The following is a 15,197-nucleotide window of genomic DNA, read 5'->3' as shown; positions in this document are numbered from 1 at the left end:
TCACACGGAATCAGCGGAGGGCGGCGGCATCCAGCCCCCGTTCTGTCCTCGCGGGGCGGGCAGAATTTATCTCGCTAGAGGCCGTATCCCTGTACATGCGACGGAACCCGTTCGACGAAATCGAGGAAATGCTCGACCGCGTCAGCCGACAGGTCGAAGAGGGGATGACCAGCGGCGGCCTCCAGGTCCCGGGCTCGGTGCCGGTCGACGTCGCCGACACCGACGAGGAGTACGTCGTCACCGCCGACCTCCCCGGCTACGAGACCGACGACATCGAACTGACCCTCTCGGACGGCACGCTCCGCCTCGACGCGACGCGCGAGGACGACCTCGAGTTCGCCGAAGGCGAGTACCTGCGTCGGGAACGAACCCGCAAGACGGCGAGTCGGCGAGTGCGTCTGCCGGAGCCAGTCGAGGAAGACGAGGTGACGGCCGGGTACGAGAACGGCGTGCTCACCGTGCGACTGCCGAAGGTCGGCGGCGGCACGGGCTCGAAGTCGATCGATATCGAGTAGCGAGTCGTCACTCCGAGAGCAGCCGTTCGATCGCGGTCGCCGCGTCACGGAACGCGGCGACGTCCATGCTGTCGGTCGTCAGGACGACGCCGACGTCGTCGACGATCTTTCTGACCACGAAGCCGTCCCCGTGGACCCGAATGGTAAAGAAGTACTCGCCGATCCCGTTGGCGTGCTCCACGGCCTCGAGGCCGTTGCGGACGGGCACCTCTGCGAAGCCGACGGTCTCCATGTCGATCAGTTCCGACTTCGCCTCGCGGGCCTCGTCGGGATATTCGTACAGGTCCTGGCGGACGTAGAGGAGGTCGAAATCGCTCGGCGTGAAGTAGACGACGCTGCGGAGTTCGTCCCCGATCCCGGTTCGAGCGATTCGTACGATTTCGTCCGCCGATCCCCCCGAGATGTCGGTTTCAAATGTATGGTGTGTCATCACGGAGTATACGCGCCTCGAGATATCAAGGGTTTCGGCGCCAAACCCGCCGAAATACCGACGTTTCGGCAGTTCGAGCCGCCATCGGACGAGGGGCGGGGGAGGACTCGAAGGTGACCCCGAGCGCGAACGCGGCCGACGAGGTAGCTGGACCACGGCTGCCAGGAAATAGGTCTCCGTGGCTCGAATCCATTATAAGGTGTCAGGTCTCACGTCTACACAGCAATGAGTGACGCGGGATACGACCACGCAGCGGTCGAACGCCGCTGGCAAGAGGCGTGGGACGACGCGGACACGTATCGGACGCCCGACGACGTCGAGGACCCGACGTACGTCCTCGGGATGTATCCGTACCCGTCCGGCAAGCTCCACATGGGCCACGTCCGCAACTACACGATCACGGACGCCTACGCCCGGTACCGACGAATGCAGGGCGACGACGTCCTCCACCCGATGGGGTGGGACGCGTTCGGCCTCCCGGCCGAGAACGCGGCAAAGGAACGCGACACCAACCCGCGGGACTGGACGTTCGACTGCATCGAGACGATGCGCGACCAGATGACGGCGATGGGCTTTGGCTACGACTGGGACCGGGAGGTCACCACCTGTACGCCGGAGTACTACCAGTGGAACCAGTGGCTCTTCCGACGGTTCCACGAGGAGGACCTCGTCGAGCGCCGCGACGCCGAGGTCAACTGGTGTCCCCACTGCGAGACCGTGCTGGCCGACGAACAGGTCGAAGGCGAGGCCGAACTCTGCTGGCGCTGCGACACGCCCGTCGAGACCCGCGAACTCGAGCAGTGGTTCCTGAAGATCACCGAGTACGCCGACGAACTGCTCGAGGACATCGACGACCTCGAGGGGTGGCCCAACTCGGTGCGCCAGATGCAGCGCAACTGGATCGGCCGCCAGTATGGGAGCGAGGTCGACTTCGAAATCGGCGAGGCGCCACGCGCCTCGGACGGACGCGGCGAGGGAACCGAGCCGCGGGAGTACGGCCCGGTCCGGGCGTTTACGACCCGCCTCGACACCATCTACGGCGCGACCTTCTTCGCGCTCGCGCCGGACCACCCGATCAGCGAGGAACTCGCCGAGGAGGACGAGGAGGTTCGTCACTTCATCGAGCACGAGGCCGATCCCGACGGCGACGAGCCGAACGGGGTCGAGACCGACCTCACCGCCACGAATCCCGCGACCGGCGAGGAGATCCCGGTCTACGTCGCGGACTTCGTCCTCTCGGACGTCGGGACCGGCGCGCTGATGGCCGTCCCCGGCCACGACGAGCGCGACCACGACTTCGCACAGAAGATGGGCGAGGAGATCGTCCCCGTCGTCGCGCCCGAACCCGAGGAGGGCGAGGATCCCGAATCACCCGACGTCGACGAGGCGGCGTTCACCGAAGACGGCGTCCTCGTCAACTCCGGCGACTACTCGGGGCTGGACAGCGAGACCGCCCGCGAGCGCCTGACCGAGGACATAGAGAGCGCCGAGCACGCGACACAGTACCAGCTACGCGACTGGGGGATCTCGCGCCAGCGCTACTGGGGGACGCCGATCCCGGTCGTCCACTGCGACGACTGTGGCCCCGTCCTGGTCCCCGACGAGGACCTGCCCGTCGAACTGCCGGAGTTCATCAACACCACCGGGAACCCGCTGGACGCCGCCGAGGACTGGAAGGAGACCGCGTGTCCGGAGTGCGGTGGGCCGGCCGAACGGGAGACCGACACGATGGACACCTTCGTCGACTCCTCGTGGTACTTCCTGCGGTACGTCTCCCCCGACCTCGAGGACGCGCCGTTCGACCTCGAGCGGGCCAACGACTGGATGCCGGTCGACCAGTACGTCGGCGGCATCGAGCACGCCGTGATGCACCTGCTGTACTCGCGGTTTTTCACCAAGGTGCTGGCCGACCACGAGGGGCTCGAGCACCGCGAACCCTTCACGAACCTGCTGGCCCAGGGGATGGTGCAACTCGAGGGCGAGAAGATGTCCAAGTCCAAGGGCAACGTCGTCTCCCCCCAGCGGATCGTCGAGGAGTACGGCGCGGACACGGCCCGACTCTTTATGATGCAGGCCGCCCAGCCCGAGCGTGACTTCGACTGGAGCGAAGAGGGCGTCCGCTCGACGAACGCCTTCCTGGTCCGACTGAAGGGGATGGTCGAGGAGTTCGCGGCGCCACGCGCCGCGGAAGACGCGAGCGGCGATGAGCCGCAACCGCGAGCGAACGGGTACGACGGCGAGAAAGACGCCGTCGCCCGCTACGTCGAGAGCGAGATCGACGCGACGATCGCCATCGCCGGCGCGGAGTACGACGACCTCACGTTCAACGAGGCCCTGCGCGAGACCCAGGACCTGGTCGGGACGCTGCGCCAGTACGCCGAGTACGCCGAGCCCCACGCCGGGACCTACGAGCGCGGGCTGTCCGCGGTCGTCCGACTGCTGGCCCCCGTCGCGCCGCACCTCGCCGAGGAACTGTACGACGAACTGGGCAACGACGGCTTCGTCGTCGACGCCCCGTGGCCCGAGGCCGAGGTCGACCGCGACGAGGTCGAGAAACGCCGCCGGCTGGTCGAGAACACCCGCGAGGACGTCCGCGACATCGTCGAGGTCGCTGGCATCGAGGACCCCGAACGCATCGACATCGTCGTCGCGCCCGAGTGGAAGTACGACGCCCTCGAGGTCGCGATCGAGAGCGACGCCGACAACCTGATCGGGGAACTCATGGGCCACGACCACATCCGCCAGCAGGGCGACGCCGCGGCCGACTACGGCCAGGACCTGCAGGCCGAGCGCGAGGCCCTCGAGCGCACCCTCGAGCCCGACGAGGAGTACGCGGCTCTGGAGTCGGCCGCCTGGCTGCTCGAGCGGGAGTTCGAGGCCGACGTCCGGGTCGTCGAGGCCGACGCGGTCGAGGACGGCGGCGTGCTGAAGAAGGCCGAACCGGGTCGCCCGGCGATCGAGATCGAGGACTGACGCCGCTCGCTTCCGGCCGATAGTCGGTTCCGGTTCGCTCCGACCCGGGTTCTTTCTCCCGTTTCTACGGCGATCGTCCGCCTCCGAATCGTGACGAGTGCCAGCACTGTCAGCACCGCGCCACCGCGCCGGTCCTGTAGATCCCCGTAACGACTCCGTCGCGTCACTCGTGTTCGCCGACCCAAAGGGTCGAAGGGAACGCAACACCGCTCAAATCGAAGCTCCGAAGAAGAGTCGCGACCGGTTCAGTCCGCGGCGACCTCGAGTTCGGCTTTCTCCTCTTTCCCGATCGCTTCGACGATTAGTTCGGCGACGTCGACGACCTCGATCTCGTCCTCGTAGCCGCCGGTCTTGCGGCCGTCCTCGTACATCGTCATGCACATCGGGCAGGCGACGACGAACTTCTCGACGCCCGCACCGGCGTCGGTGTCCTCGAGCGCTTCCCGAATCCGTTCTTCGCTCGGTTTGGGCTCCTCCTCGAAGTCCATCCAGAGGCCGCCACCGCCGCCGCCACAGCAGAAGGAGTTGTCGCGGTTGCGGGGCATCTCGTCGAGTTCACAGCCCGTGGCACGGATGAGTTCGCGTGGGGCTTCGTACTCGTCGTTGTACCGACCCAGGTGACAGGGGTCGTGGTAGGTGACGGTGTAGTCGAGTTCGTCGCCGTTCAGGTCGAGGTTGCCCTCCTGGACGAGTTCCTCGACGGCCTGGGTCCAGTGGTAGACCTCGATCTCGCCGTCTTCGTTCCACTGCTCGTCGTACTCGAACGGCATCATCGGGTCGTCCGCGAACTCGTCGAAGTTGAGCTCGGGGTACTCGTTTTTGAACGTGTTGTACGAGTGTGGGTCCGTACAGACGATCGTGTCGAACTCGCAGTCCTCCCAGGTCTCGACGTGGTGACCGGCGAGTTCGACGTAGAGCAGTTCCTCGCCGACCCGGCGGATGTCGTTGCCGTCGTACTTCTCGTCGTCGAAGAGGATGCCGAAGCTGACGTCCGCCTCCTTCAGGATCGTCGCCAGCGAGCGGGCGACCTGCTTGTTGCGCTCGTCGTAGCTCGGGAAGTCACCGACGTACCAGAGGTAGTCGACTTCCTCCTCGCGGGCGTCGGGGACGTCGAACTCGAGGTCGTCGGCCCAGTCGCCTCGAGACCGCGGCGAGTCGCCGAAGGTGTTGCCGTTCTGCATGACGTTCTGGAAGACGTCCTGCATGTTGGAGTCGACGTCACCCTGGTCGGTGAGCTGTCGGTTGAGTCGGGTAAAGGACTGAAGGTGTTCGATCTCGACCGGGCAGGCGTCCATGCAGGCCATACAGGCCATGCAGGATTCCATCGTCTCCGCGTCGATCACGGAGGTGCCGCCGTCGGCGACGATCGGCTGTTGTTCGCCGCCCGCGTCCAGTTCCTCGCGGTACTGTTTCAGGTCGAGGATGACATTGCGCGGGTCGAGGGGCCGATCGGACGCTTTGGCGGGACAGACCGACGAACAGCGGCCACACTTGGTACAGGCGTCCTGGTCGAGGATCTCCTTCCAGGTGAAGTCATCGATGGATTCGGCGTTGGTCGCGTCCAGGTCCGAGGGGACGTTCGGGAGACGCTTGCCGGCCTTCTCGTCACGGACGACGACGTTCGCGAACGAGGAGAGCATGTGGAACGGCTTGGCGTAGGGGATCCACGCGATGAAGAAGAACGCGATCAGCGAGTGGGACCACCAGGCCAGCCAGTGGAGGTTCTCGGCGTTCAGCCCGGCGCCGTTGACCCCGGCCTGTTCCGCGCCCAGAACGGACAGGCCTGCCGCGTCGAAAGCCAGCGCGAGCCCGTAACCGACGAAGCTGACGATTTCGTGGTCGGGGATGCCGGCACTGTAGATCCGGAGCCCCTCGAGGAGGAAGCCGCCGAGGCCCAGCAGGAACAGCGTCCAGATGAAGACGTCGTCCTCGCTCGAGGTATGGCGATCCCAGAGGCGTTCGTTGCGGACCCAGTAGCGGCGGTACATGGCCATCCCGATGCCGACGACGAACAACAGTCCCATCGCGTCGACGATGAACTGGTAGGAGAGATAGAAGGTTCCCTCCCAGAAGCTCGTGTGCAGGACCTTCTGGAAGGCGTACTCGTCGACCATCAGGATCAGCGTCGCGATGAACAGCGTCAGGAACCCCCAGAGGATGAACGAGTGCATCAGGCCGCCGTAGAGGTCCCTGTTGAACTGTTTCTCGTTCGAGAGGACGATCTTGGCCCCGTTGACGATTCGGCTCGGTAGATCGTTCAGCCGGGCGAACGGGTCGTCGTCGCCGTCCGTGTATCGGCTGAACCGCTGGTAGACCCCGTAGACGAACGTCGCGATAGCGATGGCCGCCAGGAGGTAGAACACCGCGTACTCGGTGTTCGTGATCCCCCAGTAGGTCTCGCGCGCGACGTCCGACTGGGCTAGGACGTTCATGTTCAATCACGGGGGTGGGCATGACTTAATTCTTGTCACACCGCACCACGTTGCACCCTGCCGCCTTCTTGCGGAAATTTTCCGTCTATTGCTCGTTTATAACTGTTGTTTGTGGTCGTTCTTCGCCCACGCTATCTGGCAACAGGCTTAAATAGCCGCCCGTCGCGAGTGTCCACCCATGAACGAAAAAACGGAGGAATTGCGCGATATCTTCACCGACGTCACCGACGGGGAGGAAACCGTCACCGAGTCCCAGCAGGACACCAGGGGCTCCCTCGATCGGGACGAGCGAACCGACGAGGAACGGCTGGAAAGCGTCGTCACGCAGATGCGTGAACGCTACGAGTTCGAGGTCGACCTCTCGAACGAGGAACTCATGACGATCGCCAGAGGGTTCTACGACGAGCAAACCGACGCCGAACTCGCCGAGGATCTCGACACTGATCCGGAAGAAATCTTCGAGGCGCGCATGTCGTTGCACCTGATCAGCGACGAAGACGCCGACGAGGTCGACCTGGCGGCGATCCGCGACCGCGACGAGGACGACGCGACGCTGGCCGAAGAGTACGGCGTCGACGAGGAGGCGATTCGGCGCTACCGGCGGGTCGCGAAGGCCGAAGACGAATCCCGAACGGCAAACGACCGCTACCGGGACGAGTTCGACAGCATCCTCGCCGACGCGGAACTCACCCAGCAGATTACCAGCGACGTCCGGGAGGACGGCCTCGAGGATGCGACCGAAGGGATGGAAACGGACGTCGACTTCTAGTTCGCCTTCGCTGTCTCGTTCTATCGACTCGAGCGTTCGGGTTATCGCACCGTCGAACGCGGGTTTTTGTACGATCGGGCGGCCAACCGGGGCGTGACCGTCGAGTACGTCTCGTTTACCGACCTGCGAACCGCGGCGTTCTGTCCGCGACAGTGTTATTACCGCCAGACCCGGCGGAACGACGGCGAGTACGATCCGACACCGCCGCCGGAAGTCACTGCCGTCCGTGGACTCGAGCCCCGGTACGAGGAACTGATCGCTGCCGACGACGACGTGCTCGAGGCCGAGCCGATCGAACTGTCACCCATCGCGTACCGCGACCGACTGGCGGCGACCCGCGACCGACTCGCCTCGGCCGGCCACTGGGAGCGGCTTCGCGATCCCGATGTACGGGACGCGTTCGTGACGGGCCGGGACTGTCGCGGAATCGTCCACAAGGTCCTCGCGGACCCGCTCGAGCCGGTCCTGGTCTCCGCGGGGCGGCCCCCGGAACGGGGCGTCTGGCACCCCCAGTCGGTCCACGCCGTCGCGGCGGCAAAGGCACTCGCCTGGGAGCGTGAAACGGCGGTCGACCGGGCCTGGATCGAGTACCCAGCCTACGGCGAGATCCGCTCGCTCGAGTTGACCACGCGCCGAAAAGCAGGGTACCGGCGGATGCTCCGGACGGTCCGGGAACTCGACGGTCCGCCGCCGCGGATCGACGACGAGGCGAAGTGTCGCACCTGCGAGTTCGCCGACGAGTGTGGCGTCCGAACCCGATCGTTGCGGTCGCTGCTCGGCCTCTAGTCCGCGAGCCAGGCTTCGATCTCGTCGGCCATCGCGCCGCGGCGGTGGATCGTCTCGCTCGAGACGTCGACGACGGTACTTTCGGTGCCCTCTGTCCGGCCGCCGTCGAGGACGACCGCGGACGCCTCCCGGATCTCGGGGTCGAGGTCCTCCGCAGTCCGGACGCTCTCCCGGCCGCTGACGTTCGCGCTCGTGGCGGTGATCGGCGTCCCGGCGCGTTCACAGAGCGCGAGCGCGAGGTCGTGGTCCGGCACGCGGACGCCGACCCGATCCGCGCCGGCCGTGAGGACGTCCGGTACCTCGTCGCCGCGGCGACAGAGGACGGTGACGGGACCGGGCAGGAACGTCGCCATGAACCGTCGCTCGCGCTCGGTCGCGCGGACGTGTTGCAGCGCCGCGGGCACCGAGGGGACGGCGAAGGAGATCGGTTTCGACCGATCCCGGCCTTTCGCCTCGAACACGCGTTCGACGGCGTCGGCCTCGAGCGCGTCCGCCGCGAGCCCGTAGACGGTTTCGGTGGGGTAGACGACCAGCTCCCCGGATTCGATCGCGTCCGCCGCACGGTCGATCTCGCTCATTCGGGTGGTACTCGGCGGATCCCGGGCAAAAAACTGTCGTCCGGTTCCGGCACGCCGGCTACGCGAGGCCGAGTTCCGCCTCGAGGTCGTCGTAGTCGGGGAACTCGGGCCACTCCTCGGCGACCCAGACCGCCTCGACGGTCAGATCGTCGTCCAGCGCCACGAAGGCAGGTCGGGGTTCGCTTACGCCGGCCATTCCGTCCAGGTCGTGGGCCAGGCCGTACTCCTCGGCGACTTCGTTGGCCGGGTCGGCAAAGAGATCGAACGGGTAGTCGTTGTCCTCGATGAACCGCTTGACACCGTAGGGGTTCGCGGCGGTGACCCCGACGACGCGGGGGGCGGCATCGTCCCAGCCGCGGTCGGCGAGTTCGTCCCAGACGTACTTCGCGAGGAACGAGCCCGTCATAGGCGTGAAGACGAGGATCGCCCCGGTGCCGTCGCTTCCCCCTTCGGCGACGAGGTCGGACAGCGACCGATCCTCCCAGTACTCGTCGTTGACCAGCGGCCGGGTGAACTCCGGCGCTTCGTCGCCCGGCTCGACGTGGTCCGTCGCCTCGAGCGAGACGACCTCGAAGTCGGGCATCAGGCGTCACCTCCGGCGGTTGCGCCAGTCCCTGCGCTCTCGGCTTCGGTTCCGGAGCCGTACGTCGACTCGAGGTAGTCGACGATGTTCGCGCTCTCGGCCATCGTCACGCCCGTGTTCTCGTCGACGATCACCGGCACCGTCCGGACGCCGGCGACCCGCTTGACGACGTTTCGGTCGGAGTGCATCGGCTCGACGAACCGCGAGCGGTAGGCCAGGTCGTACTCCTCGAGCAGGCGCGTCACCCGTTCGCAGTAGGGACACCCCTGCAGTCGGTAGAACGTGATCGGCGGATCGCCGTCGGTTGCGCGCTCGGTCATACCCACCCGTTCGGGAAACGGCCGGGTAAACGTGTCGTCGCCGGTTACCTGGGCGGAAAACAGTAAACGGTTAACCGGTCGGGCGACAAGAGCCCACATCGATGGCGTTTTCGCTCCCGCTCGAGATCTCGAATGTCGTGTTCGCCGCCGAGGTGCCGGTCGTGGGCCTCGACGTCGCCCAGTCGACGGTGACGATCCTCGGTACGCTCGCGATCGTCGTTCTCATCCTGCTGTCGGGTTTCTTCTCCTCCTCCGAGATCGCAATGTTCAACCTGCCGAAACACCGCCTCGAGGGGATGGTCGAGGACGGACTCGAGGGCGCGGAACTCACGAAGGCGTTGAAGGACGACCCACACAGGCTGCTCGTGACGATTCTGGTCGGCAACAACATCGTCAACATCGCGATGTCCTCGATCGCGACCGCGCTGCTATCGATCTACTTCGGTGGGCTGATCGGCGTCCTGCTGGCGACGTTCGGCATCACCGCGCTCGTCCTGCTGTTCGGTGAGAGCGTCCCCAAGTCCTACGCGGTCGAGAACACCGAGTCCTGGGCGCGCCGCATCGCCAAACCGCTGAAAGCCACCGAGTACGTCCTCTACCCGCTGATCGTTCTCTTCGACTACCTGACGAGGCAGGTGAACAAGCTCATCGGATCGACGGGAGCGATCGAGTCGCCGTACGTCACCCGCGACGAACTGCAGGAGATGATCGAATCCGGCGAGCGCGAGGGCGTCCTGGAGGAGGACGAACACGAGATGCTCCAGCGCATCTTCCGGTTCAACAACACGATCGTCAAGGAGGTGATGACCCCGCGGCTGGACATGACCGCAGTCCCGAAAGACGCCGACATCGACGAGGCGATCGAGACGTGTATCCAGAGCGGTCACGCCCGCGTGCCGGTCTACGAAGGGAGCCTCGACAACGTCCAGGGGATCGTCCACATCCGCAATCTGGTCCGCGATCTCAACTACGGCGAGACCGAAAGCGAGGAACTCGACCTGGCCGACCTGATCCAGCCGACGCTACACGTCCCCGAGTCGAAGAACGTCGACGAACTCCTGACCGAGATGCGCGAGAACCGCATGCACATGGCCATCGTCATCGACGAGTTCGGCACCACCGAGGGGCTGGTGACCATGGAGGACATGGTCGAGGAGATCATCGGCGAGATCCTCGAGGGCGGCGAGGACATGCCCATCGAGGCACTCGACGACCGCACCGTGATGGTCCGGGGAGAGGTCAACATCGAGGACGTCAACGAGGCCCTCGAGATCGATCTCCCCGAGGGCGAGGAGTTCGAGACCATCGCCGGCTTCATTTTCAACCGGGCTGGCCGACTCGTCGAGGAAGGCGAAGAGATCACCTACGACGGCGTCCGAATCACGGTCGAGAGCGTCGAGAACACGCGGATCATGAAAGCGCGGCTGCGAAAACTTGCGATGGAAACGGAGGAGGTCGACGGTGATGTAGCCGACGACGCAAACGGCGACAGCGAGGAACCGCCGCTCGAGCCGGAACCCGATACGAGCGACGTCGCCGACAGCGCGCCGGAGTAGCGGACCGGTTCCGGTTCCGGTTTCGGTTCTCGGTTCCCGGTTTCGGTTCTCGGTTCTCGGGTCCCGGTTCCCGGTTCCCGTTTTTCGACGGTTGAGGACCGACAGGGAGGATCAGAACTAGGCTCGGGATCAGGATCGAGATCAGAATCAGAATCAGAATCAGGATCGGGATCAGGATCAGAATCGGGATCAGGGACTCGAGTCCACCAGCCCGGTAATCTCCTCGGCGACCGACGGCGGGACGACGATCCGTCTCGGTCCGGCGACGTACTGCCCGCCAGGCTGGGCGTAATCGAGGCTCAACACGGCGATGTCGCCGATTCGCCGAACCGAGACGTCGCGGATCACCTCGAGATCGATTGCCCGGTCGGGATCGTAGAGGTAGATCGTTCGCTCGGTGCGATCGACCGCGCCGACCGACCGCAGGAAGGATGCGAGCACGAGAGCGACGAGCGCGAGTGGGATCGAGATGGCAGCCAGACCGGTAAACGCTGCCGGACCGAGTACGCCGCCGACGCCGTTGCCGGACGCCGCGACCGAACGACCGACCACGACCAGTCCGCCGATGAGCCCCGCCATTACGACGGTCCCGACCGCGGCGTCGAGCGCCTGCGACAGGCCGCGTCGGGACGGCGATCCGGAGGGGACGGGGAGCGCCTCGAGGAGGCGCTCGAGGCGCTGGACGGAGTTCCCGGAGACGGCGAGTGCGAGGACCGTCACGGCGACGGCCGCGATCGTCGCGAGGAAGATCGTCTGGACGATCTCCACGGTCGCGCCGCCGGCTTGCTCGGTGAAGTCGTACAGCCGCCAGAACACCACGTTGGAGATGGCGGCGAAGAACGTGCCGACGCCGAGCGACCAGAGCAGGCGAACGGTCCAGGAGGTCGACGCGTCGCGGCGCCACTGGACGGTCCCGGGGTCGTCAGGATCGACGGGATCGACGGGATCGATGGCGTCGGCAGGGGAACCTGCCTCGGAATTCGCGTTCGCGTCGGCGTTCGCGCTCGCAGTCGCGTCCTCGTCCATGGTCGAACTCGCCGCTCGCGGGGTAAAGACCGTTCGATGTTGGACCTTCCCGGGTTCGACGGTCGAGACCGACGGCGACGACTCGCGGTCGGTCAGGGCCAGCGGCGCGCTCGAGCGGCCCCGGTTTCACTCGACCGGCGTCAGAGAATCAACGAAAACGCAGTGAAGCCGGCGTAGGAGATGAGGATCGAGCCGGCGAGCGATCCGATCCACGCCAGAACGGTGTATCCCATCTTTCGGGCGCTGACGCCGCCACCGGTGCCCGAGGCCGCGGCGTAGCCGCTGCCGATGATGGCGCTGACGATGATCTCGTTGAACGAGACCGGGATGCCGTACAGGACCGCCGTCTGGGCGATGATGAACGAGGGGATCAGGGCGGCGATCGAGCGCCGCGGGCCGAGCGAGGAGTAGTCCTGCGAGATCGCCTTGATCATCCGCGGCGCGCCGGTCCAGGAACCGAGCAGCAGGCCGAACCCGCCGCCGACCAGCAGCGCGATCAGCGGTAACCCGACGTCGCCCGACAGCGGAATCAGTGGGCCGATCGCCAGCCCGACCTGGCTCCCGCCCGCCGAGAACGCGACCAGGCCCCCCAGCACCAGCAGGAAGTGCCGTTCCCCGCGCTCGGTGCCGTTCCGGAGATCGATCCCGATAGCCGCGGTCCAGAGCAGCGCCATGACGAGCGTCATCGCCGCGACCCCGAGGAGGTCCGGTCCCGGGAGCCAGGCGCTCGAGGCTTCGGCGATCGACGCGCCGCCGGCCTCGGCGGGACCCAGAGCCGCGAACTCGATGTTGGCCACGATGACCCCGACGAACGCGGCCAGCAGGGCGATCAGGTACTCCTCGGCGATGGGTTCCCGGCGGAGCAGACGCGCGATCGCGTAGGCGAGGCCACCGCCGACGAACGGCGTCAGGAGCCACAGCGTCGCGATCTCGCCGTACTTCGCCCACGCCGGATCACCGCCCATCGCCAGCCCGACGCCGATGACCGCACCGGTGACGGTAAAGGCCGTCGCGATCGGGTATCCCGCGAAGACGCCGGTCGCGACCAGCCCCGCGGCGATGACCAGTGCGATCGTCGCGGCCATCGGGTCGAGGACGACCCCGCCGATCAGTTCCGTGCCGACCGCCTCTGAGACGTTCGCGCCCTGCAACACCGCACCCGCGAGTCCGAGGATACCGACGAAAAAGCCGGCTCGCATCACCGAAATCGCGTTCGCCCCGACTGCAGGGGCGAACGGCGTCGAACCGCTCGAGCCGGCGCCGATCGCCCAGGCCATAAAGAGGCTCGCGAGGGCGGCTATCATGAACGTCGCGACCGTCGCGATCTCGACCATCTACGAGGGGGCTACTGGCGGATCCTACAAGTGTGTGCCGACCTGCGATCGTCGGGCGGTGTCCGCAGTCGACGGTCGGGGTCCTCGGCCGCGTGTCCTGCCGTGGACGTTGGGGGATAGAGGGTCGGCCCCACCGATCGACGACCCGGCAGCTCAGTTCGTCGTCGACGTCGGTTCGTCGTCTTCCGGCTCCGGCGGCGGCTCGGCCCCCTCGATCGCCTCCGCGGCGTCGGTGTCCTTCTCGACCTGGACGTGCCAGCGGTCGACCTCGTCCTCGAGTTCGGCGAGCCGATCCGAGACCTCGTCTTTCAGGTCGTCGTCGTTGATGTTGACCTCGAAGACGAACCGCTCGGCGTCGTCGTTGCCGCGTGCGGACTGCTGGATGTTCGCACTGATGAGGTCGTTGTCGAAGTAGTACGGCGCGAGCTGGGTCATCACGTTCTGGTAGACCGTGTCCTCGACCCGGCGCAGGGCCTTCCGACTGGCCGAGTCGGCCGCTCGCGCGACGTAGTCGATCGACTCCTTCCAGTTGTCGACCGCGGACTCGGCGTCGTCGTCCTCGAGCCGTTCGTACGACTCCGAGAGCTTCTCGCCGGCCGTCTTGATGTCCTCGTCGGGTTCTTTCCCAGCTTTTTCGCCCTTCCCCTCCTCGACGCTGGCCTGGTCGGCCGTCTTCTCGCTGACGTCGCTCTCGAGCGTTTCGTGGGCTTTCGGTCGCCACTCTTCCCACTCCTCGAAGGCGTCGACGAAGCGTTCGTCGCGATCCGGAACTGCCTCCTGATCGCGGCCAGCACCGGTGGCGTCGTCCTCGTCACTCTCACTCCCGCCCGCGGCCGAATCCGCGGGACCCACGTTGCCAACGCTGTTGACGGTCCCGTTCGGGACCGCGCGCTCGGGATCGTCGCCGCCGACACCGGCGTCACGGAGCGCGCGCGAGATCCGTTCGCCGTGCTCGACGACGTCGCCCCAGTCACCGCGAACTTTGAACCCCGAGATGCTCTCTTCCATTCGACTGGCGCGGTAGTATGGGGCCGATCGGTATAAACTTCTCCGCCGACGCTTGCGAGCCCATGTGTTCCCCTCGGCCGTTCGTGCTCGCGGTCGCACTCGCGGTCGCGTTCGCGGGCGGACTCGAGTGCGACCGCGACTCGCACCGGCGCGTCATCGATACCATCAACTACCCGGCGCGAGCCAGTACGAGTATGCCGATCGAAGACCGGGACGACGCGTACCTCGTCACCCACGCACTGGCGAAACACACGCTCTCACAGATTCGGGACATCGAAACCGAGCAGGTCAGCTTCCGAAAGGGGCTGGTCAAACTGGGCCGCATCTGCGGCTACGAGATCATCGACGGCCGCATGGAAACCGAGTACGTCGAGATCGAGACGCCACTCGAGGCGACGATGGGCGAGCAGGTCCGTGGCCTCGACGACGTCGTCATCATCAACGTCTTGCGCGCGGCGACGCCGTTCGTCGAGGGGCTGCTGAAGGCGTTCCCGCGGGCCCGACAGGGCGTCATCAGCGCGAGCCGCGACGAGGAGGCCGGCCGCGACGAGGACGGTGCCTTCCCGATCACGGTCGACTACGTCAAGCTTCCCGAGATCACGGAAGACGACACCGTCATCATCGCCGACCCGATGCTCGCGACCGGTTCGACGATGTGTACCGTCCTCGAGCACGTCACGGAGAGCGGGCCCGATCCGGAGAACCTGATCGTCCTCTCGGCCGTCTCGGCCCCCGAGGGGCTGCTCCGGATCGACGACGAGTTCCCCGAGGCGGACCTGCTGACGGTGTCGATCGACGAGAAACTCGACGAGAACGGCTTCATCGTTCCCGGCCTGGGCGACGCCGGCGACCGAGCGTTCCGGACGACCTGAGGTCGCGACCGTCGT

General features: G+C 66.2%; 14 protein-coding genes. 6 read left to right on the top strand and 8 right to left on the bottom strand.

Annotated features, from left to right (window positions below; translation table 11 throughout):
* Window positions 1-95: 95 nt before the first annotated feature.
* Entirely contained in the window at window positions 96-515 is a 420-nt protein-coding gene (locus CHINAEXTREME_RS05700; protein ID WP_007141519.1) for an Hsp20/alpha crystallin family protein, read from the top strand.
* Window positions 516-522: 7 nt separating this feature from the next.
* On the opposite strand, the gene CHINAEXTREME_RS05695 is transcribed toward CHINAEXTREME_RS05700, so the two are convergent.
* Window positions 523-945 (bottom strand): DUF7522 family protein, encoded by a 423-nt coding sequence (locus tag CHINAEXTREME_RS05695; RefSeq protein WP_007141518.1) that lies wholly within the window; start codon window positions 943-945, stop codon window positions 523-525.
* Between the two features lie 225 nt (window positions 946-1,170).
* Between CHINAEXTREME_RS05695 and leuS the strand changes: the two genes are divergently transcribed.
* Window positions 1,171-3,918, top strand: coding sequence for a leucine--tRNA ligase (gene leuS / locus CHINAEXTREME_RS05690; RefSeq protein WP_007141517.1), 2,748 nt, complete (start codon window positions 1,171-1,173; stop codon window positions 3,916-3,918).
* 245 nt (window positions 3,919-4,163) lie between these two features.
* Here leuS and CHINAEXTREME_RS05685 read toward each other — a convergent pair whose 3' ends face one another.
* Entirely contained in the window at window positions 4,164-6,350 is a 2,187-nt protein-coding gene (locus tag CHINAEXTREME_RS05685) for a (Fe-S)-binding protein (RefSeq protein WP_007141516.1), read from the bottom strand.
* A 178-nt stretch (window positions 6,351-6,528) separates the two neighbouring features.
* On the opposite strand from CHINAEXTREME_RS05685, the gene CHINAEXTREME_RS05680 reads away from it, so the two are divergent.
* Both CHINAEXTREME_RS05680 and CHINAEXTREME_RS05675 read left to right on the top strand, forming a co-directional pair.
* On the top strand, window positions 6,529-7,119 hold the full coding sequence (locus CHINAEXTREME_RS05680; RefSeq protein ID WP_007141515.1) for a hypothetical protein: 591 nt from the start codon (window positions 6,529-6,531) through the stop codon (window positions 7,117-7,119).
* A gap of 93 nt (window positions 7,120-7,212) precedes the next feature.
* On the top strand, window positions 7,213-7,905 hold the full coding sequence (locus CHINAEXTREME_RS05675) for a CRISPR-associated protein Cas4 (RefSeq protein WP_049918411.1): 693 nt from the start codon (window positions 7,213-7,215) through the stop codon (window positions 7,903-7,905).
* Here CHINAEXTREME_RS05675 and CHINAEXTREME_RS05670 read toward each other — a convergent pair.
* Genes CHINAEXTREME_RS05670 through CHINAEXTREME_RS05660 form a run of 3 tightly spaced genes read right to left on the bottom strand, consistent with a single transcriptional unit; the run spans window position 7,902 to window position 9,386 of the window.
* On the bottom strand, window positions 7,902-8,483 hold the full coding sequence (locus CHINAEXTREME_RS05670) for an L-threonylcarbamoyladenylate synthase (protein ID WP_007141513.1): 582 nt from the start codon (window positions 8,481-8,483) through the stop codon (window positions 7,902-7,904). The genes CHINAEXTREME_RS05675 and CHINAEXTREME_RS05670 overlap by 4 nt on opposite strands.
* A gap of 58 nt (window positions 8,484-8,541) precedes the next feature.
* Window positions 8,542-9,066, bottom strand: coding sequence for a redoxin domain-containing protein (locus CHINAEXTREME_RS05665; RefSeq protein ID WP_007141512.1), 525 nt, complete (start codon window positions 9,064-9,066; stop codon window positions 8,542-8,544).
* Window positions 9,066-9,386 carry a glutaredoxin family protein gene (locus CHINAEXTREME_RS05660; protein WP_007141511.1) on the bottom strand — a complete coding sequence of 107 codons (321 nt, stop codon included), beginning with the start codon at window positions 9,384-9,386 and terminating at the stop codon, window positions 9,066-9,068. Before CHINAEXTREME_RS05660 ends, CHINAEXTREME_RS05665 begins: the two co-directional genes overlap by 1 nt.
* 101 nt (window positions 9,387-9,487) lie before the next feature.
* Here CHINAEXTREME_RS05660 and CHINAEXTREME_RS05655 point away from each other — a divergent pair, with 101 nt between their 5' ends.
* On the top strand, window positions 9,488-10,942 hold the full coding sequence (locus CHINAEXTREME_RS05655) for a hemolysin family protein (protein ID WP_007141510.1): 1,455 nt from the start codon (window positions 9,488-9,490) through the stop codon (window positions 10,940-10,942).
* Between the two features lie 189 nt (window positions 10,943-11,131).
* On the opposite strand, the gene CHINAEXTREME_RS05650 is transcribed toward CHINAEXTREME_RS05655, so the two are convergent.
* The 3 genes from CHINAEXTREME_RS05650 to CHINAEXTREME_RS05640 all read right to left on the bottom strand — a co-directional run bounded on the left by CHINAEXTREME_RS05650 (window position 11,132) and on the right by CHINAEXTREME_RS05640 (window position 14,310).
* Window positions 11,132-11,968, bottom strand: coding sequence for a hypothetical protein (locus tag CHINAEXTREME_RS05650; RefSeq protein ID WP_007141509.1), 837 nt, complete (start codon window positions 11,966-11,968; stop codon window positions 11,132-11,134).
* A 140-nt stretch (window positions 11,969-12,108) separates the two neighbouring features.
* A complete protein-coding gene (locus tag CHINAEXTREME_RS05645) occupies window positions 12,109-13,302 on the bottom strand; it encodes an inorganic phosphate transporter (RefSeq protein ID WP_007141508.1) in 1,194 nt (397 codons plus the stop codon).
* A 153-nt stretch (window positions 13,303-13,455) separates the two neighbouring features.
* A complete protein-coding gene (locus CHINAEXTREME_RS05640) occupies window positions 13,456-14,310 on the bottom strand; it encodes a DUF5828 family protein (RefSeq protein WP_007141507.1) in 855 nt (284 codons plus the stop codon).
* A 194-nt stretch (window positions 14,311-14,504) separates the two neighbouring features.
* On the opposite strand from CHINAEXTREME_RS05640, the gene upp reads away from it, so the two are divergent.
* Window positions 14,505-15,182 (top strand): uracil phosphoribosyltransferase, encoded by a 678-nt coding sequence (gene upp / locus CHINAEXTREME_RS05635; protein ID WP_007141506.1) that lies wholly within the window; start codon window positions 14,505-14,507, stop codon window positions 15,180-15,182.
* Window positions 15,183-15,197: the final 15 nt, after the last annotated feature.

It is taken from the genome of Halobiforma lacisalsi AJ5 (assembly GCF_000226975.2).
Lineage (GTDB): Archaea > Halobacteriota > Halobacteria > Halobacteriales > Natrialbaceae > Natronobacterium > Natronobacterium lacisalsi.
This window is presented reverse-complemented; position numbering and strand designations above follow the sequence as displayed.

Bases quoted from the DNA above. Each gene is read 5' to 3' on its own strand.
- CHINAEXTREME_RS05655 (WP_007141510.1), top strand. From the start codon at position 9,488: ATGGCGTTTTCGCTCCCGCTCGAGATCTCGAATGTCGTGTTCGCCGCC.
- CHINAEXTREME_RS05680 (WP_007141515.1), top strand. From the start codon at position 6,529: ATGAACGAAAAAACGGAGGAATTGCGCGATATCTTCACCGACGTCACC.
- leuS (WP_007141517.1), top strand. From the start codon at position 1,171: ATGAGTGACGCGGGATACGACCACGCAGCGGTCGAACGCCGCTGGCAA.
- CHINAEXTREME_RS05685 (WP_007141516.1), bottom strand. From the start codon at position 6,350: ATGAACGTCCTAGCCCAGTCGGACGTCGCGCGCGAGACCTACTGGGGG.
- CHINAEXTREME_RS05640 (WP_007141507.1), bottom strand. From the start codon at position 14,310: ATGGAAGAGAGCATCTCGGGGTTCAAAGTTCGCGGTGACTGGGGCGAC.
- CHINAEXTREME_RS05665 (WP_007141512.1), bottom strand. From the start codon at position 9,066: ATGCCCGACTTCGAGGTCGTCTCGCTCGAGGCGACGGACCACGTCGAG.
- CHINAEXTREME_RS05670 (WP_007141513.1), bottom strand. From the start codon at position 8,483: ATGAGCGAGATCGACCGTGCGGCGGACGCGATCGAATCCGGGGAGCTG.
- CHINAEXTREME_RS05695 (WP_007141518.1), bottom strand. From the start codon at position 945: ATGACACACCATACATTTGAAACCGACATCTCGGGGGGATCGGCGGAC.
- CHINAEXTREME_RS05650 (WP_007141509.1), bottom strand. From the start codon at position 11,968: ATGGACGAGGACGCGACTGCGAGCGCGAACGCCGACGCGAACGCGAAT.
- CHINAEXTREME_RS05660 (WP_007141511.1), bottom strand. From the start codon at position 9,386: ATGACCGAGCGCGCAACCGACGGCGATCCGCCGATCACGTTCTACCGA.
- CHINAEXTREME_RS05700 (WP_007141519.1), top strand. From the start codon at position 96: ATGCGACGGAACCCGTTCGACGAAATCGAGGAAATGCTCGACCGCGTC.
- upp (WP_007141506.1), top strand. From the start codon at position 14,505: ATGCCGATCGAAGACCGGGACGACGCGTACCTCGTCACCCACGCACTG.
- CHINAEXTREME_RS05645 (WP_007141508.1), bottom strand. From the start codon at position 13,302: ATGGTCGAGATCGCGACGGTCGCGACGTTCATGATAGCCGCCCTCGCG.